The organism is Rodentibacter myodis (genome assembly GCF_001999305.1).
Classification (GTDB): domain Bacteria; phylum Pseudomonadota; class Gammaproteobacteria; order Enterobacterales; family Pasteurellaceae; genus Rodentibacter; species Rodentibacter myodis.
In genome coordinates, this window is the sequence record NZ_MLHQ01000009.1 from 92512 (window position 1) to 113680 (window position 21169).

19 protein-coding genes and 1 pseudogene are annotated in these 21169 nt (G+C 42.5%); 14 read left to right on the forward strand and 6 right to left on the reverse strand.

All coding sequences use genetic code 11. The annotated features are described in order from the left end of the window. The first annotated feature begins 129 nt into the window (after nt 1-129). Both BKL49_RS03640 and BKL49_RS03645 read left to right on the forward strand, forming a co-directional pair. Nucleotides 130-1386, forward strand: a complete 1257-nt coding sequence (locus BKL49_RS03640; RefSeq protein WP_077423267.1) for an O-antigen ligase family protein — start codon at nt 130-132, stop codon at nt 1384-1386. Beyond that, nucleotides 1386-2420, forward strand: a complete 1035-nt coding sequence (locus BKL49_RS03645) for a glycosyltransferase family 9 protein (RefSeq protein ID WP_077423268.1) — start codon at nt 1386-1388, stop codon at nt 2418-2420. Before BKL49_RS03640 ends, BKL49_RS03645 begins: the two co-directional genes overlap by 1 nt. On the opposite strand, the gene yczE is transcribed toward BKL49_RS03645, so the two are convergent. The 4 genes from yczE to BKL49_RS03665 form a co-directional block, all read right to left on the reverse strand. Next, complete coding sequence (yczE, locus tag BKL49_RS03650) at nt 2370-3035, reverse strand: membrane protein YczE (protein WP_077423269.1); 666 nt, start codon at nt 3033-3035, stop codon at nt 2370-2372. The genes BKL49_RS03645 and yczE overlap by 51 nt on opposite strands. Before the next feature lie 129 nt (nt 3036-3164). Then, complete coding sequence (locus BKL49_RS03655; RefSeq protein ID WP_077423270.1) at nt 3165-3494, reverse strand: DMT family transporter; 330 nt, start codon at nt 3492-3494, stop codon at nt 3165-3167. Between the two features lie 429 nt (nt 3495-3923). Beyond that, a complete protein-coding gene (locus BKL49_RS03660; RefSeq protein WP_077423271.1) occupies nt 3924-5582 on the reverse strand; it encodes a phospho-sugar mutase in 1659 nt (552 codons plus the stop codon). A 186-nt stretch (nt 5583-5768) separates the two neighbouring features. Next, a complete protein-coding gene (locus BKL49_RS03665; RefSeq protein WP_077423272.1) occupies nt 5769-6335 on the reverse strand; it encodes a DUF5358 domain-containing protein in 567 nt (188 codons plus the stop codon). Between the two features lie 152 nt (nt 6336-6487). Here BKL49_RS03665 and menB point away from each other — a divergent pair, with 152 nt between their 5' ends. The 5 genes from menB (at nt 6488) to accC (ending at nt 10930) form a co-directional block, all read left to right on the forward strand. Then, a complete protein-coding gene (gene menB / locus BKL49_RS03670) occupies nt 6488-7345 on the forward strand; it encodes a 1,4-dihydroxy-2-naphthoyl-CoA synthase (protein WP_077423288.1) in 858 nt (285 codons plus the stop codon). A gap of 71 nt (nt 7346-7416) precedes the next feature. After that, nucleotides 7417-8406 carry an o-succinylbenzoate synthase gene (gene menC / locus BKL49_RS03675; protein WP_077423273.1) on the forward strand — a complete coding sequence of 330 codons (990 nt, stop codon included), beginning with the start codon at nt 7417-7419 and terminating at the stop codon, nt 8404-8406. 57 nt (nt 8407-8463) lie between these two features. Then, on the forward strand, nt 8464-8916 hold the full coding sequence (gene aroQ / locus BKL49_RS03680) for a type II 3-dehydroquinate dehydratase (RefSeq protein ID WP_077423274.1): 453 nt from the start codon (nt 8464-8466) through the stop codon (nt 8914-8916). 160 nt (nt 8917-9076) lie between these two features. Next, nucleotides 9077-9523 carry an acetyl-CoA carboxylase biotin carboxyl carrier protein gene (gene accB, locus BKL49_RS03685; protein ID WP_077423275.1) on the forward strand — a complete coding sequence of 149 codons (447 nt, stop codon included), beginning with the start codon at nt 9077-9079 and terminating at the stop codon, nt 9521-9523. A gap of 60 nt (nt 9524-9583) precedes the next feature. Then, on the forward strand, nt 9584-10930 hold the full coding sequence (gene accC / locus BKL49_RS03690) for an acetyl-CoA carboxylase biotin carboxylase subunit (RefSeq protein WP_077423276.1): 1347 nt from the start codon (nt 9584-9586) through the stop codon (nt 10928-10930). Between the two features lie 43 nt (nt 10931-10973). On the opposite strand, the gene glmU is transcribed toward accC, so the two are convergent. After that, nucleotides 10974-12344 carry a bifunctional UDP-N-acetylglucosamine diphosphorylase/glucosamine-1-phosphate N-acetyltransferase GlmU gene (gene glmU, locus BKL49_RS03695; RefSeq protein ID WP_077423277.1) on the reverse strand — a complete coding sequence of 457 codons (1371 nt, stop codon included), beginning with the start codon at nt 12342-12344 and terminating at the stop codon, nt 10974-10976. Nucleotides 12345-12467: 123 nt separating this feature from the next. Here glmU and BKL49_RS03700 point away from each other — a divergent pair, with 123 nt between their 5' ends. The 7 genes from BKL49_RS03700 (at nt 12468) to fucP (ending at nt 20850) form a co-directional block, all read left to right on the forward strand. Next, entirely contained in the window at nt 12468-13217 is a 750-nt protein-coding gene (locus BKL49_RS03700; RefSeq protein WP_077423278.1) for a DeoR/GlpR family DNA-binding transcription regulator, read from the forward strand. Nucleotides 13218-13421: 204 nt separating this feature from the next. Next, nucleotides 13422-15188, forward strand: a complete 1767-nt coding sequence (fucI, locus tag BKL49_RS03705) for an L-fucose isomerase (RefSeq protein ID WP_077423279.1) — start codon at nt 13422-13424, stop codon at nt 15186-15188. A gap of 243 nt (nt 15189-15431) precedes the next feature. Continuing rightward, nucleotides 15432-16874, forward strand: a complete 1443-nt coding sequence (gene aldA / locus BKL49_RS03710) for an aldehyde dehydrogenase (protein WP_077423280.1) — start codon at nt 15432-15434, stop codon at nt 16872-16874. A gap of 74 nt (nt 16875-16948) precedes the next feature. Further along, a complete protein-coding gene (fucK, locus tag BKL49_RS03715; RefSeq protein ID WP_077423281.1) occupies nt 16949-18412 on the forward strand; it encodes an L-fuculokinase in 1464 nt (487 codons plus the stop codon). Beyond that, complete coding sequence (gene fucU, locus BKL49_RS03720; protein ID WP_077423282.1) at nt 18406-18843, forward strand: L-fucose mutarotase; 438 nt, start codon at nt 18406-18408, stop codon at nt 18841-18843. The genes fucK and fucU overlap by 7 nt, the downstream gene beginning before the upstream one ends. A 16-nt stretch (nt 18844-18859) precedes the next feature. After that, on the forward strand, nt 18860-19507 hold the full coding sequence (gene fucA / locus BKL49_RS03725) for an L-fuculose-phosphate aldolase (protein ID WP_077423283.1): 648 nt from the start codon (nt 18860-18862) through the stop codon (nt 19505-19507). A gap of 56 nt (nt 19508-19563) precedes the next feature. Next, nucleotides 19564-20850 (forward strand): L-fucose:H+ symporter permease, encoded by a 1287-nt coding sequence (gene fucP, locus BKL49_RS03730; RefSeq protein ID WP_077423284.1) that lies wholly within the window; start codon nt 19564-19566, stop codon nt 20848-20850. A 46-nt stretch (nt 20851-20896) separates the two neighbouring features. On the opposite strand, the pseudogene BKL49_RS03735 reads toward fucP, so the two are convergent. Further along, nucleotides 20897-21169: pseudogene (locus BKL49_RS03735) on the reverse strand (hypothetical protein); the annotation flags it as partial.

The window sequence follows — 21169 nt, forward strand, 5'->3', positions numbered from 1 at the left end:
ACGACCGCACTTTTGAGTGCGGTTTTTTTATCTTCCGATATTATGTCGCCCTTGCCCAACGAACGAATATTGGGGCATTTATTTTTGGGCGTTTTCAACATAATACCGTTATTTTTCGAGTAACCATTTATGCAAATCTCTAAACAAAATCTTCTGCCTTTGCTTGCCAACTTCAGTATTAGTTTTTTCTTTTTATCCGTTCTTAGCTTTAAAGGCGGACATAATGTCGCCCCCTTTTTATTGATCGCATTAGGCGTAGGCTATGGTATTTACGGCTTAATTAAAAAATTTCAATGGAATTTATCAAAAGAAGAAAAATGGCTGATTTATAGCTACATTTTTTATTTTGCCGTTTTCCTACTTTCATTATTAATTAATGGTGGAAAAGGGCGAGAGCTGGATAATCCAAGCCGTGCAGTCTTACTGATTCCTGCTTTTATCCTTTTATTAAGAATGCCTTTGAAATTTTGTGCATTGATTTATGCCATTCCTTTAGGTTCTGTCATTGCAGGCTTGGTTGCCCTTTATGATAAATTTATCTTACATAGCCAAATGGCATATTCGCCCCGCACAATGCATATTCAAGGGGGCGATATTGCAATGTCATTAGGGCTATTTAGTCTTGTGGTGGGATTATATTATTGGCAAAAATCACAACGAAAAATGACAGCACTTTGCATTGTGGCTTCACTCTTTGGGGTATTAGGCAGTATTCTTTCAACGGCACGTGGCGGATGGATTGCCTTGCCTATTATGGTTTTCGCAATGCTATGGATTTATCGCCGTTTTCTTTCAAAAGGTTTTTTCTTTGGATTAATTAGCTTATTTGTCATTGCTATTATCGGGGTAACCAATATGCCAAATAGCCGAGTGATGGAACGCTTGCATTTTATTCAAAATGATATTGCCCGTTATGAAAAAAATAATGCGAATACCTCCCTTGGGGCGCGTTTTGAAATGTGGAAAAGTGCGGTTTTAATGATAAAAGAAAAACCGATTTTAGGCTGGGGAACGATTGGTGCAACGGAAAAACGTAAGCAGGATGTCAAAACAAAAACAGTATTAGGCAATATTGGGCAATTTGATCACGCACATAATCAATATCTTGATGATTTTTCTAAGCGGGGCATTGTGGGATTTCTTGCTTTCCTTGCTATTTTACTTGTGCCGTTACGCCAATTTAGTTTCCGTTTAAAGAGTACTTCTTCAGAAGTTAAATTGCTTGCCACATTAGGAACGGTGCATATTCTTTCAGTAATGATTTATTGTTTGAGCCAAGGCTTCTTTACTCATAATTCAGGCAATATTTTCTATTTCTTCTTAACGATTGTGTTTTATGCAATGTTAAAACAAGCCGAGAAGCCCGTTGTAATGGAGTCAAAATAATGAAAAAAATCTTAGTTATCCGTAACGATAAACTCGGTGATTTTATGCAGGCGTGGCCGGCATTTGCGATGTTAAAAGCCGCCGATCCTTCATTAAAATTGACCGCACTTGTGCCGAATTATACGGCACCGCTGGCAGAAATTTGTCCTTATTTGGATGAGGTGATCATTGATAGTAAAAAAGGCGATAAAGGGGATTTTCAGCGTCTTGTGAATGAAGTGAAAGTCCACAATTTTGATGGAATGATTAGCTTTTTTTCAAATGGTCACAATGGAAAACTGGCGTGGAAAAGCGGTATCAAATATCGTCTTGCACCGGCGACCAAATTGGTACAATTTTTTTACAATCACCGTTTGACTCAAAGACGTTCCCGTTCGGAAAAATCGGAAGCGGAATATAATCAAGATTTAGTGCGGGCATTTTTGCAAAAACATAATTTCCCTATTGTGGAAGTTAAACCGCCTTATTTAACTTTTGACCAAAGTGCGGTCGAAAATCAACGCGTTTTTTTACAGAAAACCTTAGGTATTGCTACCAATAAAAAATGGATTTTCGTCCATAGCGGTTCAGGTGGTTCGGCAACCAATCTTTCTCTTGCGCAATATGCGGAATTAATTCAAAGCTTGTTGGCAGAATTTGATTGCAATGTAGTCCTAACGGCAGGGCCGGGAGAAAGTGAAAAAACACACGAACTGGCACACTTGGTAAAGGATTCTCGCGTCGTGGTTTATGATAAAAACAATGGTTTGGTGGATTTTGCCCATTCCCTTGCCTGTGCGGATTTATTTATCGCCGGTTCAACAGGGCCTTTGCATTTAGCCAGTGCGTTTAATATTCCCACTATTGGGTTTTATCCAAATAGTCGTTCTTCTCAGCCGAGACGTTGGAAGCCCATTAATGATGTGGATAAACATCTTGCCTTTTGTCCGCCAGCAGGGAAAGAAACCGAAATGAATTTAGGGCTGATTTCAATCCCTGATGCCTTAGTGAAAATTATCCCTTTCGTGGAAACTATGTGGCAAACGGGCAATTAATTTCAAACAACCTTGTACAATCCAACCAATTCCGGCGGCAAAAATAAGTGTTCCTACACCTACAATGCCGCCAAGAAAAAAGCCTAACACACAAACCGACACTTCAATTGCGGTGCGAACCACGCCTACTTTTAAATGAAACCGTTGGCAAATTCCCACCATTAGCCCATCTCTTGGGCCGGCACCCAAATGGCAGGTGAGATAAAGTGCTGTGCCTAAGCCGTATAAAAACATTCCAATCAAACCAAAGACAATACGGGATAAAAGTGCGGTCGGTTGTGGCAGTATTTTTGTGGTGAGACCTAAAAAAAGGGCGATAACAATGATATTGAGCAGTGTGCCTAATCCAAAACGTAATTTCAAAGGCAGCCAAGCAAGCATTACGATACAGCTGATTAAAAAAGAGGATAAACCAATATCTATACCACTTTGTAATGCCACCCCTTGCGAAAGTACCGTCCAAGGCGATGAGCCGAAATTAGCAAGAACAATGAAGCCGTCACCAATCCCCAACATCGCCAAAGCAAATAACAGCACACCGATGGTTTTGCCTTTTATTTCCCATAACGAATTTGCCGCCCAATTGGTATGAGGAATCACGCGTGCGTTTTTCATAAATGCTCCGTTTTAATGAAATATGGCTATCATAAGGCGAAAGGGAAAAAAGCCGAAATATTTTATATGGCACATCATATAACCGAAATCACTTTTTGAATGGGAATTTTCGGTTTTTTTAATATGCCTTTAATGGGCGGTAGAAGAAAAGAGATTAATCACCAAAACGCCGGCAATAATTAATCCAATTCCAATTAATCCCGCGGTATCAATTTTTTGTCCAAAGGCAAAATAAGCAACCACGGCGGTTAATACAATACCCACACCTGACCAAATAGCGTAAACCAATCCCACCGGCAATGTGCGGAAAATAATAGCAAGTAAATAAAAAGTGATGGCATAAAGCGTCAACGCCCCTGCCGTTGGTGCAAATTTAGTAAAGCCGTCACTGACTTTTAATAAATTGGTGGCAACAATTTCTAAACAAATTGAAATAGCGAGCAAAATCCAAGGATTCATTTTTTCCTCATAAAACAAACAGTGAATATTATGTAGCGATGAAGCGAATAGAAAAAGTAGGGACGCGATGCTCGCGTCCTTATCAAAAAAATCAACAATTTCAATGAATTAACTAAGGACGCCAAGCGTGTCGTCTCTACTGACACATCAAAATATCCTTCCATCGCACAATGCCTAAATAACGTGATTAGTAGGGACGCGACGCTCGCGTCCTTATCAAAAAAATCAACAATTTCAATGAATTAGCATTAAGGACGCCAGCGTGGCGTCTCTACAAATTCATCAAAATTTTCACTCATCACACAACACCTAAATAATGTGATTGTAGGGACTCGATGCTCGCGTCCTTATCGAAAAAATCAATAATTTCAATGAGTTAACAAAAAAGGACGCCAAGCGAGGCGTCCCTTGTTTGGTGATGAAATGTTATTAACAATCTTGTTTGCCATACGCTTCTTGACGAAGAATATGACGAACTCCCTCATCAAAATTAGCAAGCACTTGTTCGGCATCTTTTGGATCGGTACCGCGTGCATCTAAGTAGAACTTAATTTTTGGTTCTGTGCCGGAAGGGCGGGAAATCAAGCGGCTGCCATTTTCAAGCACAAAGACTAAAATATCGCTTTGGCGATCGGTTTTGGTGTGATCGATAAATTGTGCTACTTTCACGCCGGCAATTTCACTTGGTGGATTGTTGCGAAGTGCGGTCATTAATTTACCGATTTCAGAAAGATCGCTGACCCGAATGGAGATCTGTCCACTAACGTAAGCACCAAATTCTTTGGTAAATTCTTCCGCATAATCTGCCAAGGTTTTGCCTTGTTTTTTCAAATAACGCACAAGATCCAAGAACATAATTGCCGCGGAAATACCGTCTTTATCACGCACTTTATCGGGGTCAACCAAATAGCCAAGGGCTTCTTCAAAACCAAATAATAAGCCTTGAACTTTACCGATATATTTGAAACCGGTTAGCGTTTCTTCCGATTGGAAACCGTATTTTTTCGCAATTTCGGCAAGTGCCGGAGAAGAAACTAAAGAGCAGGCTAGCACCCCTTGTTTGCCCTGTGCGTGACATTGTTTGGCTAAATACCACCCTAAGAAACAACCCACCACGTTGCCGTGCAGTGATTTCCAGTTGCCTTCCGCATCCGGCACTGCCACTGCAAGACGGTCGGCATCAGGGTCATTGGCAATAATAAATTCGGCATTGTTTTCTTTCGCCACTTTAATGGCTAAATCTAACGCGCCTTTTTCTTCCGGATTCGGGAAGTTTACCGTTGGGAATGTACCATCCGGCCAAACTTGTTCTGCCACAATATACGGTTGCGGTAAACCGGCTTTGGCTAAGGTTTTGCTTAACACTTCATAACCTACGCCGTGCATTGCGGTGTAAACATAGTTAATTTCACATTGTGGTTGTTTGGCTAAAGAGGCGGTTTTGGCAATATAGGCATCAACCACTTCATCATTTAACATCACATAATCATTACTGCGTGGTAAATCTTTAATATTCCCTGCAGCAACTTTATCAATTAATGCGGCAATGTCTTTATCGGCAGGGGAAACAATTTGTCCGCCGCCATTAGCTTTACCCAAATAAACTTTATAACCATTATCTTCCGGTGGATTGTGGCTTGCAGTCACCATTACCCCTGCGGTGGTATCGAAATATTGAATGGCATAAGCTAACACCGGTGTTGGGAGTTTACGTGGCAATAAATAGGCTTTAATGCCTGCACCCGCCATAATTTCTGCCGTATCCCGTGCGAAAACGTCCGAATTTTTACGACCATCATAGCCGATCACAATAGAAGGTGTTTTGTCATAGCCTTTTAAATAATCCGCTAAACCGCCCGCTGCTTGAGAAACAAGCACTCGGTTCATTCCCATCGAACCTGCCTGCAAGCGACCGCGTAAACCTGCCGTACCAAATTGTAAACGCCCGTCAAAACGTGCTTTTAATTCTGTTTCTGCTTGTGTATCGCCGCCTTTTGCTGCATTTAAAAGTGCGGTCAATTCTGCGTGTGTTTCTGCATCAGGATCTTGGTTTAACCAATTCTGTGCAATATCAAAAATAGTTGCCATAATTTCACCCTCTTGAGTTAAAAGAAATACGTTGGATAGACTAGCGGAAAACGATTAAAGTTCAAAGGTTTATTTATTGGAAACTTGATCTACTTAATACTTTTTCTTCATATAATCGTTTGCATAAAAAACGGTATTCAATTTTTAAACCGAATACCGTTTTAATGTTTCAATAAACGTTGAAGATTACAATAAGAGCGCGGATCCCCATTTTATAATATCGAAGAAAAATTTATTCTGATTGGTGGCAACCCCGTCTTCGGATTTTTTCGTTCCGTCTTCATTTTTCGTTTCATCCACCATTCCGTTTTTATATTTGCCTTTCACCACATCTAAATCATCACGCGCTTGTGTGCGTAAAACTTGGCAGGCTTTGTTTTCCAGTGGTTCGACCTCGCCAATTTCTCCTCGAAATTTTTTGAATTGATAGGTCGCATAATTCATTGATTTCTCATCATTTTGAATAATTTTTACATAGTCTTCACCAATGATTTTTTCCAATGGATAGAAAAAAACATATTGGGAATGAATATAACTGTCCTCTTTTTCAAAATGTTGCTGTTGAATTCGGGTTAAATTGGGGTAAATACATTGCTCCGCCTGCTTGCTGGCAATCGCCCATTGTTTTGCATTTTTATCCGAAAGTTGGTAATCCGCACCGGCAAATTCTGCCGGAATAGGGGATTGTGAGGCTGAAAAAAGGCTGCACGAACTCAATAATAATGTCATACCGAAAGCAAAAATATCTTTCATTGTCGATTCCTATTTGATCTACATTCTAAATGGGGAAAATTCTACCAATAAGCATAGGGGATATAAAGCGGCAAATAAATTTTCGTTTTCCCGATTACAAAAACTTCCGCTATAATGACCGCACTTTTTTGTCTCAATTAGAAGGAATTTTTATGCAAAATCCAAAAGATGATGTCCTTTACGCGCCTGTTGAATGGATCGATCACAGTGAAGGCTATACCGATATTCGCTATCACAAATCTACTGACGGTATCGCTAAAATCACCATTAACCGCCCTGAAGTTCGCAACGCATTCCGTCCGCAAACCGTGAAAGAAATGATCAACGCCTTTTCTGATGCCCGCTTTGATGAAAATATCGGCGTGATTGTATTAACCGGTGAAGGAGAAAAAGCCTTTTGTTCCGGCGGCGATCAAAAAGTGCGTGGCGATTACGGCGGCTATAAAGACGAAAGTGGAGTACATCACTTAAATGTATTGGATTTCCAACGTGATATTCGCACCTGTCCAAAACCGGTTGTGGCAATGGTGGCAGGCTATGCCATTGGCGGCGGCCACGTTTTACATATGCTTTGTGATTTAACCATTGCAGCCGAAAACGCCATTTTTGGTCAAACCGGCCCGAAAGTGGGATCTTTTGATGGCGGTTGGGGTGCAAGCTATATGGCACGTTTGGTTGGACAGAAAAAAGCCCGTGAAATTTGGTTCTTATGCCGTCAATACAATGCACAAGAAGCATTGGATATGGGCTTGGTGAATACTGTTGTACCTTATGCGGCTCTTGAAAAAGAAACCGTGCGTTGGTGTCGCGAAATGTTACGCAATAGTCCGATTGCCCTTCGTTGTTTAAAAGCAGCGTTGAATGCGGATTGTGATGGTCAATCCGGTCTTCAAGAATTAGCCGGCAATGCGACAATGTTGTTCTATATGACGGAAGAAGGTCAGGAAGGTCGTAATGCGTTCAATGAAAAACGCGCGCCGGACTTCAGCAAATTCAGACGCAACCCTTAATTTCTTACCTACCCCAAAGTGCGGTTAAAATTCTCAGTGATTTTTAACCGCACTTTTGTATGGAGCTATAAATGGCAAACAAATCCTTCAACCTTTATCGTTATTCCATTCCTGTTGACAGCCAACTGATTCTGCGAGATCGATTTTTAAAACGCCGTGAAGGGTTAATTGTGCGGGTAAATTGCAGTTCAGAAGGCTGGGGAGAAATTCCCCCACTACCCGGTTTTAGTGAAGAAACATTAGAACAAGCCGAAGCACAAGCGATAGAATGGCTAACAAAATGGCAGGCGTTGGATTGTAGCTCGCCCCGTCTTTCCCTTGATGATGTTTTCCCTTCCGTAGCATTTGGCATTAGCTGTGCAATGAATGAAATGAAGGGCGACTTAAAAGAAGCGGGCAATTATCATACTGCGCCATTGTGTTATGGCGATCCTGATGAACTTTATAGCGAATTGGCAACGCTTCCCGGTGAAAAGGTGGCAAAAATTAAAGTAGGAATGTACGAAGCCAATCGTGACGGCTTAATTGCCGATATGTTTTTGGAAGCCATTCCCGATTTAACATTGCGTTTGGATGCTAACCGCCGTTGGACACTTGAAAAAGCATTACAATTTGTGGCAAAAATCAAACCGACACATCGCTCACGCATTCAGTTTTTGGAAGAACCGTGCAAAACACCGGATCTCAGTCGGGAATTTGCCGCCCAAACCGGTATTGCCATTGCGTGGGATGAAACGGTGCGTGATCCTAATTTTCAACTCAAAAAAGAACCGCACTTAGCGGCGATTGTGATTAAGCCCACTTTAATGGGTTCGCTTGAACGCTGTGTAGCGTTAATTGAACAAGCACACGCCCTTGGTTTAACGGCGGTGATAAGTTCAAGTATTGAAAGCAGCCTTGGTTTAACCCAACTTGCGCGAATAGCACAGCAATATACACCAAATGTAACACCGGGGCTGGATACGTTAGATTTAATGGATTATCAACTGCTACGATCTTGGCAGGATTCTAATCTTCCCCTTGTGGGCTTGGATTCGGAATTTATTACGAAAATAATCTGATACGACCACCGTTAGGCACAAAAACGGTATAATCCCTCACCTTAAAAAGGAAAGCATATGTCGCAAAAATTCAAAATTTTGCTGTTAAATGGCCCGAACTTGAATATGTTGGGTGCGCGTGAGCCAAAGCACTATGGCAATTTATCGCTTGCTGCGATTGAGGCGAATATTAACGCATTAGCCGAACAACATAATGTGGAATTGGAATGTTTTCAGGCAAATAGCGAAGAAAAACTCATTAATAAAATTCATCAAAGTTTTCAACAGGTTGATTTTATTTTAATCAACCCTGCCGCTTATACCCATACCAGCGTTGCCTTGCGTGATGCGTTGTTGGCGGTTGCCATTCCCTTTGTGGAAATTCACCTTTCTAATGTTCACAAACGTGAGGCGTTTCGTCATCACTCTTATTTTAGTGATGTGGCGGAAGGAGTGATTTGCGGATTGGGCGCGAAAGGGTACGAGTTCGGTTTTTTATTTGCTTTGGATTATTTAGCCCAAAAACGGTAAAATACGGCATTTTTACTGAAAATGAGAGAATTTTGTCGCATTTTCGCCAAATTTAGGGTAATCTCTGCGCCGCAAAAACAAGTTTATCACTGACCGCACTTTTGTGCATTTTCTCAACATAAAAGTGCGGTCAAAAATTTCATTATTTTAGGAAAACTATATGGACATTCGTAAAATCAAAAAACTGATCGAATTAGTGGAAGAATCAGGTATCACCGAATTAGAAGTACAAGAAGAAGAAGGTACGGTACGTATTAGCCGTGCGGCACCTGCAGTTGCACAGGCAGCGGTACAATACGTTGCACCAACGCCATCGGCACCTGCCCCTGCACCACAAGCAACGGTACCTGCTGCCACTTCTGAGGAATTAGCCGGTCATATCGTGCGTTCTCCAATGGTGGGAACTTTCTACCGCAGCCCAAGTCCGGAAGCAAAAGCCTTTGTTGAAGTGGGACAATCCGTGAAAGTGGGTGACGCCCTTTGTATCGTTGAAGCAATGAAAATGATGAACCGTATTGAAGCCGACAAAGCAGGTGTGGTAAAAGCCATTCTTATCAATGATGGCGAGCCGGTGGAATTTGACGAACCGTTAATCGTTATCGAATAATCCTATTAATCATCCAAAATGGCGGACTTATCCGCCATTTTTTAACAAGTGGAATTTCTTATGTTAGAAAAAGTTGTCATTGCCAATCGAGGTGAAATTGCGTTACGCATTTTGCGCGCCTGTAAAGAATTAGGCATTAAAACCGTTGCGGTGCATTCCACTGCCGACCGCGAACTAAAACACGTTTTATTGGCAGATGAAACCGTTTGTATCGGCCCTGCGCCTTCAACCAAAAGTTATCTCAATATTCCTGCGATTATCGCGGCGGCAGAAGTGACCGGCGCGGATGCCATTCATCCCGGTTATGGATTTTTATCCGAAAATGCTGATTTTGCGGAACAAGTGGAACGTTCAGGCTTTATTTTTATTGGGCCAACCGCAGAGGTTATCCGCCTAATGGGGGATAAGGTTTCTGCCATTAAAGCAATGAAAAAAGCAGGTGTGCCTTGTGTGCCGGGTTCTGATGGGCCGGTAGGTAACGATATTGCAAAAAATAAAGAAATTGCGAAACGTATCGGTTATCCAATTATCATTAAAGCCTCCGGCGGCGGCGGCGGTCGTGGTATGCGGGTGGTGCGTAGCGAAGAGGCTCTTGAAGAATCTATCGCGATGACAAAAGCGGAAGCAAAAGCCGCCTTTAATAATGATATGGTTTATATGGAAAAATACTTGGAAAACCCACGTCACGTGGAAATTCAAGTATTGGCGGATACACACGGCAATGCGGTGTATTTAGCCGAACGTGATTGTTCTATGCAACGCCGTCACCAAAAAGTGGTGGAAGAAGCACCGGCACCGGGCATTACGGAAGAAGTTCGCCGTGATATTGGCTCCCGTTGTGCGAATGCTTGTGTGGAAATTGGTTACCGCGGTGCGGGTACATTCGAGTTCTTATATGAAAACGGCGAGTTTTATTTCATTGAAATGAATACCCGTATTCAGGTAGAACATCCGGTAACAGAAATGATCACCGGTGTGGATTTAGTAAAAGAGCAGCTCCGCATTGCGGCAGGTTTACCGCTTTCGATCAAACAAGAAGATATTAAAGTAAAAGGTCACGCCATTGAATGTCGTATCAATGCGGAAGATCCCACCTCTTTCTTGCCTTCACCGGGCAAAGTAAATCACCTACATTCACCGGGTGGTTTAGGGGTGCGTTGGGATTCCCATATTTATGGCGGTTATACTGTGCCTCCGCACTACGATTCAATGATCGCGAAGTTGATCACCTATGGTGATACCCGTGATGTGGCAATTCGCCGTATGCAAAATGCCTTGGCGGAAACCATTATTGAGGGCATTAAAACCAATATTCCGTTACACGAACTTATTTTAGAAGATGAAAACTTCCAAAAAGGCGGCACGAATATTCACTACCTTGAGAAAAAATTAGGGTTACACGATTAACAAAAATGGCTCACAATGGTGAGCCATTTTTTTATGATGATCGTTATTTTTTCTTCACCGGACGTTGCCAACCTTGTATATGGCGTTGTGGCACGCGGGTAATCACCAACTCATCTTTGCCCACATTTCGTGTAATGGTTGAGCCTGCGCCAATGGTTGCGCCATCTTCAACGGTAACCGGTGCAACAAGTTGGGTATCCGAGCCAACAAAAACATTATCGCCAATAATGGTTTTGAATTTATTCGCGCCGTCATAGTTACAGGTAATCACGCCTGCACCGATATTACAGTTCGCACCAATTTCACTGTCACCCACATAAGTTAAATGATTGACTTTTGAACCTTTGCCGACAATGGATTTTTTAATTTCAACAAAGTTGCCTACGTGGGTTTCCGCTGCCAGTTCTGCCCCAGGACGCAAACGGGAGAAAGGCCCAATGGCGGCTTTTTCGCCAATGGTTGCATCTTCCAAGACGGAATAAGGTTTCACTTCCACATCATCACCAATAACGACATTTTTCAACACACAACCTGCACCGATTTTGACACGGTTGCCTAAGCGTACGTTGCCTTCAATCATTACATTCACATCAATTTCAACATCTTTGCCGTGTTCAAGGGTGCCACGAAGATCAAAACGTGCCGGATCAAACAACATCACTCCCTCAAGTAATAAGCGTTCCGCCTGTTTACGTTGATAATAACGCTCAAGTGCAACGAGTTGTAGGCGATTATTCGCACCTTCCACTTCCATCTTATCCGTCGCTTGCACGGCAACCACTTGACAACCGTCTTGATTTGCCAGTGCGATTAAATCCGTTAAATAATATTCGCCTTGAGCATTGTTATTGCCCACTCGGGCAAGCCATTTTTTGAAACTTGCGCCGTCAGCCACCATTACACCAGTATTGCCTTCCTGAATTTTTAACTGTTCTTCATTAGCATCTTTTTGTTCAACAATCGCCACCACATTACCATTTTCACGAATGATACGACCATAACCCGTAGGGTTGTCCAAATGCACCGTTAATAAAGCAATGCCCTTTTCAGGTTTTGCGGTGATTAATTTTTGCAAGGTTTCTTTTGAAATAAGCGGTACATCGCCATAAAGCACCACGATATTTTCATCATCTTTAAAAAACGGTGCGGCTTGTTGCACGGCGTGGGCTGTTCCCAGTTGTTCCGTTTGTAACACCCAATTTACCTTTTCATTGGCGAGGCGTTCACGCATTAATTCACCGCCGTGGCCGTAAATCAAATGCACGTTTTCCGTGCCAAGCGAATTTACCGTATCAATCACGTGTTTTACCATTGGTTTGCCCGCAACGGTATGCAACACTTTTGGTAAATCCGAATACATTCTTGTGCCTTTTCCTGCCGCCAAAATGACCGCACTGAGTGGTTTATTTGCCATAAATTTTCTCTTGTTATCAAAAAATGGCGTTATTCTAGCGTAGAACAAGGAAGATGATAAGTTGTTTATCTTTCCTAAGAAGACATATAATAAATTGATTATTTTGATCGATTAGAGGTGAGCATGCGTAACAGAGATGAAATTATTCTGCAGTTAATTAATCAGCAAGGAAAAGTCAGTGTGTTAGCGCTGGCGGAACAATGTGCAATGTCTGTTGAAACAATTCGACGTGATTTAAATCGTCTTGAAAGGAAAGGATTGCTCCACCGAATACATGGTGGTGCAGTTAGCAATAAAACTACAGATCTAGGATCTTTTTTCCAAACACGTCAACATATTAACTCAATCGCTAAACGTTATATTGCTAAAAATGCACTTGAATTGGTTTATGAAAATGCAGTCATAGGGCTGGATGCCAGTTCTACAAGTTGGTATTTTGCACATTTAATGCCTGATATTCCATGTACGGTGGTCACTAATTCTATGTTTAATATCAATGCATTAGTTAACAAATCTAATATTAAAAAGATTGTTACCGGCGGTGTTTATTCCCCAAAATATGAAGCTTTTTACGGTCCCTTATCTGAGTATTTGCTGCAACGTTTACATATTAATTTTTCTATCTTTTCCTGCTCGGGAATTGATAGCCAAGGGAATATTTGGGAATCAAATGAACTTAATGCCTCAATAAAAAGGAAAATGATGGAAGCTTCAGAACAATGTTATCTCTTAGTTGATCATTCTAAACTTGGAAAGAAAAGCCTCATACAATTAGCTGAATTGAGTAAAATTAATACTATTTTCACGGATTCTAATTTATCGGATGAACTTCAGAATTATTGTGAGAATACAGATGTAATGACTATTTCATAAAAAATAATGACCGAATTGACCGATATTTAAATTTTCTTCTATTATTCGGTCATTTTATTTATCCATTTCTGTGATCTCATTCACACATTTTATATCCAATCTGTAAAAAACTATCTTTTCCATTTTCTTTACGAAAAAATATTTCTCAAGCATTACCCAATACCTTTTTAACTAGACGTTATCTATCAAACAGAGGAGAACAGTATGCACAGTTTAGTGACTACCCCGGTAAAAATCGGTATCCGCCCAACTATTGACGGACGCAGAATGGGCGTTAGAGAATCTCTAGAAGCTCAAACAATGCGGATGGCACACGCTGTCGCCGAACTATTAGAAAGCCATATCCGCCATCACAACGGTGATTTTGTGCAATGTGTCATTGCCGATAGCACTATCGGCGGTGTTGCTGAGGCCGCGGCTTGTGCCGAAAAATTCAAACGGGAAAATGTTGGATTAACGATTACAGTTACCCCTTGTTGGTGCTACGGGTCGGAAACCATTGATATGGATCCGCATATGCCAAAAGCGATTTGGGGCTTTAACGGCACGGAACGTCCGGGTGCCGTTTACTTAGCGGCTGCACTTGCAGGCTATTCACAATTAGGGCTCCCTGCATTTTCGATTTATGGCACGGAAGTACAGGAAGCGGACGATTCGTCGATCCCAAATGATGTGCAAGAAAAATTATTGCGTTTTGCCCGAGCTGGATTAACTGTTGCGACACTCCGAGGTAAATCTTATTTGTCTATCGGCTCGGTTTCAATGGGGATTGCCGGCTCTATCGTCAATCAATCGTTTTTTCAAGAATATCTGGGAATGCGTAACGAATATGTAGATATGAGTGAAATCAAACGTCGTTTGGATCGCCATATTTACGATCAAGAAGAAGTAGATTTAGCCTTATCGTGGGTAAAACAGTATTGCCAAGAAGGAATTGATGTCAATAGTCCTGAGCATCAACGCACTGCTGAACAACATGCTGAGTTGTGGGAAACGGTAGTAAAAATGACAATCATCACCCGAGATTTAATGGTCGGCAATCCAAAATTAGCTTCCTTAAATTATGGTGAAGAAGCGCTTGGTCACAATGCCATTGCCGCAGGTTTCCAAGGACAACGTCACTGGACGGATCATCTGCCGAATGGAGATTTTATGGAAGCAGTTCTCAACACCACCTATGACTGGAATGGGGTACGTCCGCCTTATATTCTCGCTACGGAAAATGATTCGTTAAATGCAGTCAATATGCTATTCGGCAACCTACTTACCGGACAGGCGCAGATTTTTGCCGATGTTCGCACGTACTGGAGCAAAGAGGCAGTTGAACGGGTTACCGGTTTTCGCCCTCAAAGCGGCTTTATCCATTTAATCAATTCAGGGTCAGCAACGCTAGACGGCACAGGACAACACACAGATGGACAAGGCAAATCGGTAATTAAACCTGCATGGGAAGTCACAGAAGAGGATGGCAAGCGCTGTTATGAACATACTCGTTGGTGTCCGGCAGTACACGAATATTTCCGTGGAGGCGGTTATTCTTCTCAATATCTCACCAAAGGTGGAATGCCGTTTACGATGCACCGCCTCAATCTTATCAAAGGCATCGGACCGGTATTACAAATTGCCGAAGGATGGTCAATTGATTTACCGGAAAATGTTCACGAAATACTCAACAAACGCACCAACGAAACATGGCCAACCACTTGGTTTGTACCACGTCTCACCGGTAAAGGTGCATTTTCAGATGTGTACTCGGTAATGGCAAACTGGGGAGCAAATCATTGCGTGGCGACCTATGGCCATATCGGGGCGGATCTCATCACTCTGGCTTCAATGTTGAGAATTCCGGTTTGTATGCATAACGTAGAAGAGGAAGCGATATTCCGCCCAAGTGCGTGGAATGGGTTCGGACAAGATAAAGAAGGACAAGATTATCGTGCTTGCGCCAATTTCGGACCACTTTACAAATAATCAAAAGAACGGTTCATAGCTTAAAACAAGCTGTCAGTTCAAATGATTTTACACAATGATGTAGCGGTAGTTGCGCAAAATATCATTTCAATGTGATCGAAGGGACACTTTATTGGTGTCCCAACATCAACCCATTGATATTTTAAGTTTTCTTAAGCATAAAATTCCTACCGCTCTACATCATATGCGAAGCAACGGCTACATAATATCAAAATTTCACCCGTAACCTCTCAGGAGATCAAAATGCAAAATAATCAAATGTACATCAATGGCGAATTTACGCCGGCAGCAGACGGGCAATATTTTGATGTGTATAACCCCGCCACAGAAGAAATTATCTCCCGAGTTCCTCGGGCAACCAATGCGGATGTCATTCGAGCGATTGAAGCGGCAAACCATGCTCAGACACATTGGGAACGTTTACCGGCAATACAGCGCGGGCAATATCTGCGTTTAATCGCACAGGGCATTCGAACAAGAGCGGAAGAAATCGCTCATACCATTTCCGAAGAAATGGGAAAAACCTTAGCATTATCTTTGGTGGAAGTGAATTTCACCGCCGACTACCTTGACTACATGGCGGAATGGGCAAGACGCTACGAGGGCGAAATTCTTCAAAGTGATCGCCCCAACGAGCATATCTTCCTCTACAAAAAGGCTATTGGCGTCACTACCGGCATCTTACCATGGAATTTCCCCTTCTTTTTAATCGCCCGCAAAACCGCACCGGCATTAATCACAGGTAATACAATTGTGATTAAACCAAGTGAAGAATCGCCAAATAATGCGGTATTGTTTGCTGAAATTGTTCACCAAATCGGTTTACCGAAAGGGGTATTCAATATGTTAACCGGTTTTGGTAATGAGATTGGTGGAGAACTTTCTTCAAATGAAAAAATCGGAATGGTGTCATTCACCGGAAGTCTACTAACCGGACAAAAAGTGATGGAAGCTGCCGCCAAAAACATCATCAAAGTCAATCTGGAACTCGGCGGTAAAGCCCCTGCAATTATATTGGACGATGCGGATCTGGAATTAGCCGCCACCGCAGTGGTGAACTCTCGTATCATTAATTCCGGTCAAGTGTGCAATTGTGCGGAACGTATTTATGTACACGAAAGCATTAAACAACCGTTTTTAGCAAAACTCATTGAAAAGATGCAAGCGGTTCGTTACGGCAATCCACTCTTGCAAAAAGACATTGATATGGGACCACTTGTAAATGAAAAAGGACTGAATAAAGTGAAAGAACTTGTCGCCCAAGCAGTGCAACAAGGCGGAAATATTGTCATCGGAGGAAAAGCCGTTTCCGGCAAAGGCTATTATTTTGAACCAACTATTATTGATAATGTGGATAATTCAATGGCGATTATGCGTGCAGAAATTTTCGGCCCAGTCATTCCGATTGCCACTTTCCACACCCTTGATGAAGCTATCTCCCTCGCCAATGATTGCGAGTACGGTTTAACCTCTTCCGTTTACACCCAAAATCTCAACAAGGCGATGAAAATCATTTCCCGTCTAAAATTTGGTGAAACTTATGTCAATCGGGAAAATTTTGAAGCAATGCAAGGCTATCACGCTGGCTGGCGTAAATCGGGACTTGGTGGGGCTGACGGTAAACATGGATTGGAAGAATACTTACAAACCCAAGTGGTGTATTTGCAGTTTGACGATCAAATCTGATCGTCGAATCGATCGGACCGGACGATTTTCTTGCAAAAACACTCTCAAAATCAACCGCACTTTAGGAGAATGTAATGTCTATTGTGTTAATTTTTGACTGTGGCGCAACTAATCTACGCACCATTGCGATAGATCAACAAGGGCAGATACTCGCAGCCTACCATTTGCCAAACCAAACCCAACGGGGCATAGAACACCCCGATTATCATATTTGGGATTTTGAAGAAATTTGGCAGAAATTATTACTCTGTGCCGAGAAGACTTGCAATCAATTGCAATGTCAAGATGTATCGCTCTCCCGCATTATCGGCATTGCAGTAACCACGTTTGGCGTGGACGGTACAATGTTTGATCAACGCGGCCGACTGCTCTACCCGATCATTTCGTGGAAGTGTCCCCGCACACAGCCAGTAATGCAGCGACTTGATCAATATTTGGATGTGCAAAAACTCTACCAACGCAACGGTATTGGGCAATATGCATTCAATACCTTCTTTAAACTACTCTGGTTAAAAGAAAATCAGCCTGAATTGTACGCTCAAATGGATAAGTTTGTGTTCATTTCTTCAATGCTCACCTACAGACTAACCGGCAATCTCACCACCGACCATACAATGGCAGGCACATCAATGATGACCAATCTTGCCACCGGAGATTGGGACGACGAAGTGCTACAAGTACTTGGTTTAACCCACGATCACTTCCCGCCAATGGTAAATGCCGGCGAGCAGATTGGACAATTAAACAAGTCTTTAGCTCAACAACTCGGCTTAAATACCGTACCGATAATTTCCTGTGGCCATGACACACAATTTGCCGTATTCGGTTCCGGTGCAGATTTACATCAGCCTGTACTCAGTTCCGGCACTTGGGAAATCTTAATGGCTCGCACCCGCGTCGCTGAACCAAATATTGCTTTTATCCCGCAAGGTTTGACAACTGAATTTGACGCCCAAACCGACTGCTTTAATCCGGCAGTGCAATGGGTGGGTTCAGGTGTAATGGAATGGGTGGGGCGCACCTTTTTCCCTGATGTCATAAAAAGTGAACGGTATTACGAAACAATGATACACGAGGCAGAACAACAAGCGGTTGGTTCGGGTGGTATTTTGGCAAGTGGGTGTTTTTCCGAACTGCACGGTGGCTCGCTTCACGGACTATCGATGCACTGCCAACGAGGACAGGTTTATCGGGCAATGTTGGAATATATGGCGTTACGGTTGAAACAAGGATTAACCGTGTTGCAACAGGTTAGTCATTTCCAAGCCCAAAGCGTAATTTGCGTTGGCGGTGGTTCAAAAAACCGTTTATGGAATCAAATTCGTGCCGATGTACTGAATCTGCCGATAGAGATTGTCGATGTAGCGGAAAGTACAGTGTTGGGGGCAGCAATGTTCGCTTTTACCGCTCTAGGGACGTACCCGAATGTTGAAACCGCTCAACAACAAATGCGGGCAAAAACACAACGAATCTATCCATCCGCCCAATCCACGGCATATCAACAATGGTTACAACAACATCAGGAGCATTTATGTTAAAAGGTATTCACCCCGTACTTTCCCCCGAGCTGTTAAAAACACTCGCCGAAATGGGACATGGTGATGAATTGGTACTTGCCGATGCTCACTTCCCGGCCCACAGCTTACATTCAAAAGTGATTAGAGCGGATGGTGTAAGTATTACCACGCTGTTAAGTGCCATCAGCCCATTATTTGAATTTGATGCCTATGCAGATGCACCGTTAATAATGATGCAAGCAGTCAGTGGTGATACGCTCGATCCTTTGGTGGAACAGCGTTATACCGCAGCCATTCAAAGTGCGGTCGGAAATTGTCCTGCTTTAACCCGAGTGGAACGCTTTGCTTTTTATGAGCAAGCCAAACAAGCCTACGCCGTCGTTGTCAGCGGAGAAACCGCCAAATACGGCAATATTATTCTTAAAAAAGGGGTTACCCCCATCTGTTTATAAATTTGGAGAAATAAAGATGAATAGAACAGCACTTTCACAAAAAATTATCGACACTTGTCTAGAAATGACCCGTTTAGGTTTGAATCAAGGTACCGCCGGTAATGTCAGTGTGCGTTATCAAAACGGAATGCTCATTACCCCAACCGGCACACCCTATCATTTGCTCACACCGGAACAGATTGTATTTGTAGATAATGACGGTCAACACGAACAAGGCAAATTGCCTTCCAGTGAATGGCATTTCCACCTTGCGGTTTACCAAGCCCGTTCAGATGTCAATGCAGTGGTACATAACCACGCGATAAACTGTGCGGCAATTTCTATTTTGGAAAAAGCTATTCCACCGTTTCACTATATGATTGGTGTAGGTGGGGCAGATCACATTCCTTGTGTACCTTACGCCACCTTCGGCACACCAAAGTTAGCAGAATATGTGCGGGAAGGCATCCAACAATGTAAAGCAATTTTACTTGCCCACCATGGGATGATCGCTGCCGAAATCAACTTGGATAAAGCCTTGTGGCTTGCCCACGAAGTCGAAGTGCTGGCGGAATGGTATATCAAACTACTTGCCACCGGCTTGGATATTCCATTGTTATCCAAACAAGAAATGTCTGTTGTCTTAGGCAAATTCCAATCCTACGGATTGCGTATCGAAGAGTAGGATTTCACCGAGAAGCAGCTGTTTCTCTTATTTCCCGAACCTAGAAGGAATCGTATATGACCGCTAAAGTATTAGAGAAGAAGTATGTGCTCCCGTTTATTTTAATTACCTTATTATTCGCATTATGGGGATTTGCCAATGATATCACCAACCCAATGGTGGCAGCATTCCAAACAGTGATGGAAATGCCAGCCTCCGAAGCGGCGCTCATTCAGTTCGCATTTTACGGCGGTTACGGCACTATGGCCATTCCTGCCGCTTTATTTATCGGGCGTTACAGCTACAAAGCCGGCATTTTATTGGGATTGGGACTTTATGCTATCGGAGCGTTATTGTTTTATCCGGCGGCAATTTATGAAGAATTTATCTTCTTCCTGCTTTCCATTTATATCCTCACCTTTGGTTTAGCATTTTTGGAAACCACTGCAAACCCTTACATTCTCTCAATGGGCGATCCGCAAACGGCAACCCGTCGCCTAAATTTTGCCCAATCCTTTAATCCATTAGGTTCAATTACAGGAATGTTTATCGCCTCTCAGTTTGTCTTAACCGCCTTAGAATCGGATAAACGCAATCCGGACGGCAGCCTGATTTTTAATACACTGTCTGCGGCGGAAAAAGCAGTCATCAAAACCCATGACTTAGAAATTATTCGTAGTCCTTATGTCATTCTTGGCTTAGTGGTGATCGCTATTTTTATCATCATCGCCCTCTTTAAAATGCCAACTACCAAAGTGGAAGAAGGCGAAAGAATCCCATTTTCCAAAGCGGTTAAAAGTTTAGCAGCAAATGCCAAATATCGAGAAGGGGTCATTGCACAAGTCTTTTATGTTGGCGTGCAAATTATGGTGTGGACGTTCATTATTCAATATGCTGAACGATTAGGGTTTACCAAAGCCGAAGCGCAGCACTATAACATTATTGCAATGGGGATTTTTATCACCAGCCGATTTATCAGTACCGCACTGATGAAATATCTTAAAGCGGAATTTATTTTAACCCTCTTCGCTCTAGGCGGTTTCTTCAGCATACTAGGCGTGATCTTTATTGACGGAGTAGGGGGGTTATACTGCTTAGTGCTTACCTCTGCTTTTATGTCGCTAATGTTCCCAACTATTTACGGCATTGCTCTTCATGGCTTAAAAGAAGAATCAACTCTCGGTGCAGCAGGTTTAGTGATGGCAATTGTCGGCGGGGCATTAATGCCACCGTTGCAAGGTATGATTATCGACCAAGGTGAGGTGTTAGGACTTCCGGCTGTGAACGTCTCCTTCGTACTTCCTCTCCTTTGTTTTGTGATGATTGCTATCTATGGTTTCAGAACATGGAAGATACTCAAATAATCATAAACCTGACCGCACTTAAAGTGCGGTCAATATTTGGGGTATTTTATGTATTTTTATCCAACCACGCCTGAATGCGGGCTTCGGTTTTCTTTTCGTTGTAGCCGATTTGAGGAAATAGGCTGAATTGATAGACCCAATTAAAATAATCACTCGCTATGCGTTTTTCTTTTTTGAAAAATTGACCGTATTCTTCATCAGGGTTTTCGCTGCCGAGATAATCCAAAATAAAGCTTAAAAGGGCGTGATTTTGGTTTTCACAGGCAGGGCGATAAATGCCCAAAGGCACACGGCAGGTGCGTTTTTTCTGTGGGTTTTC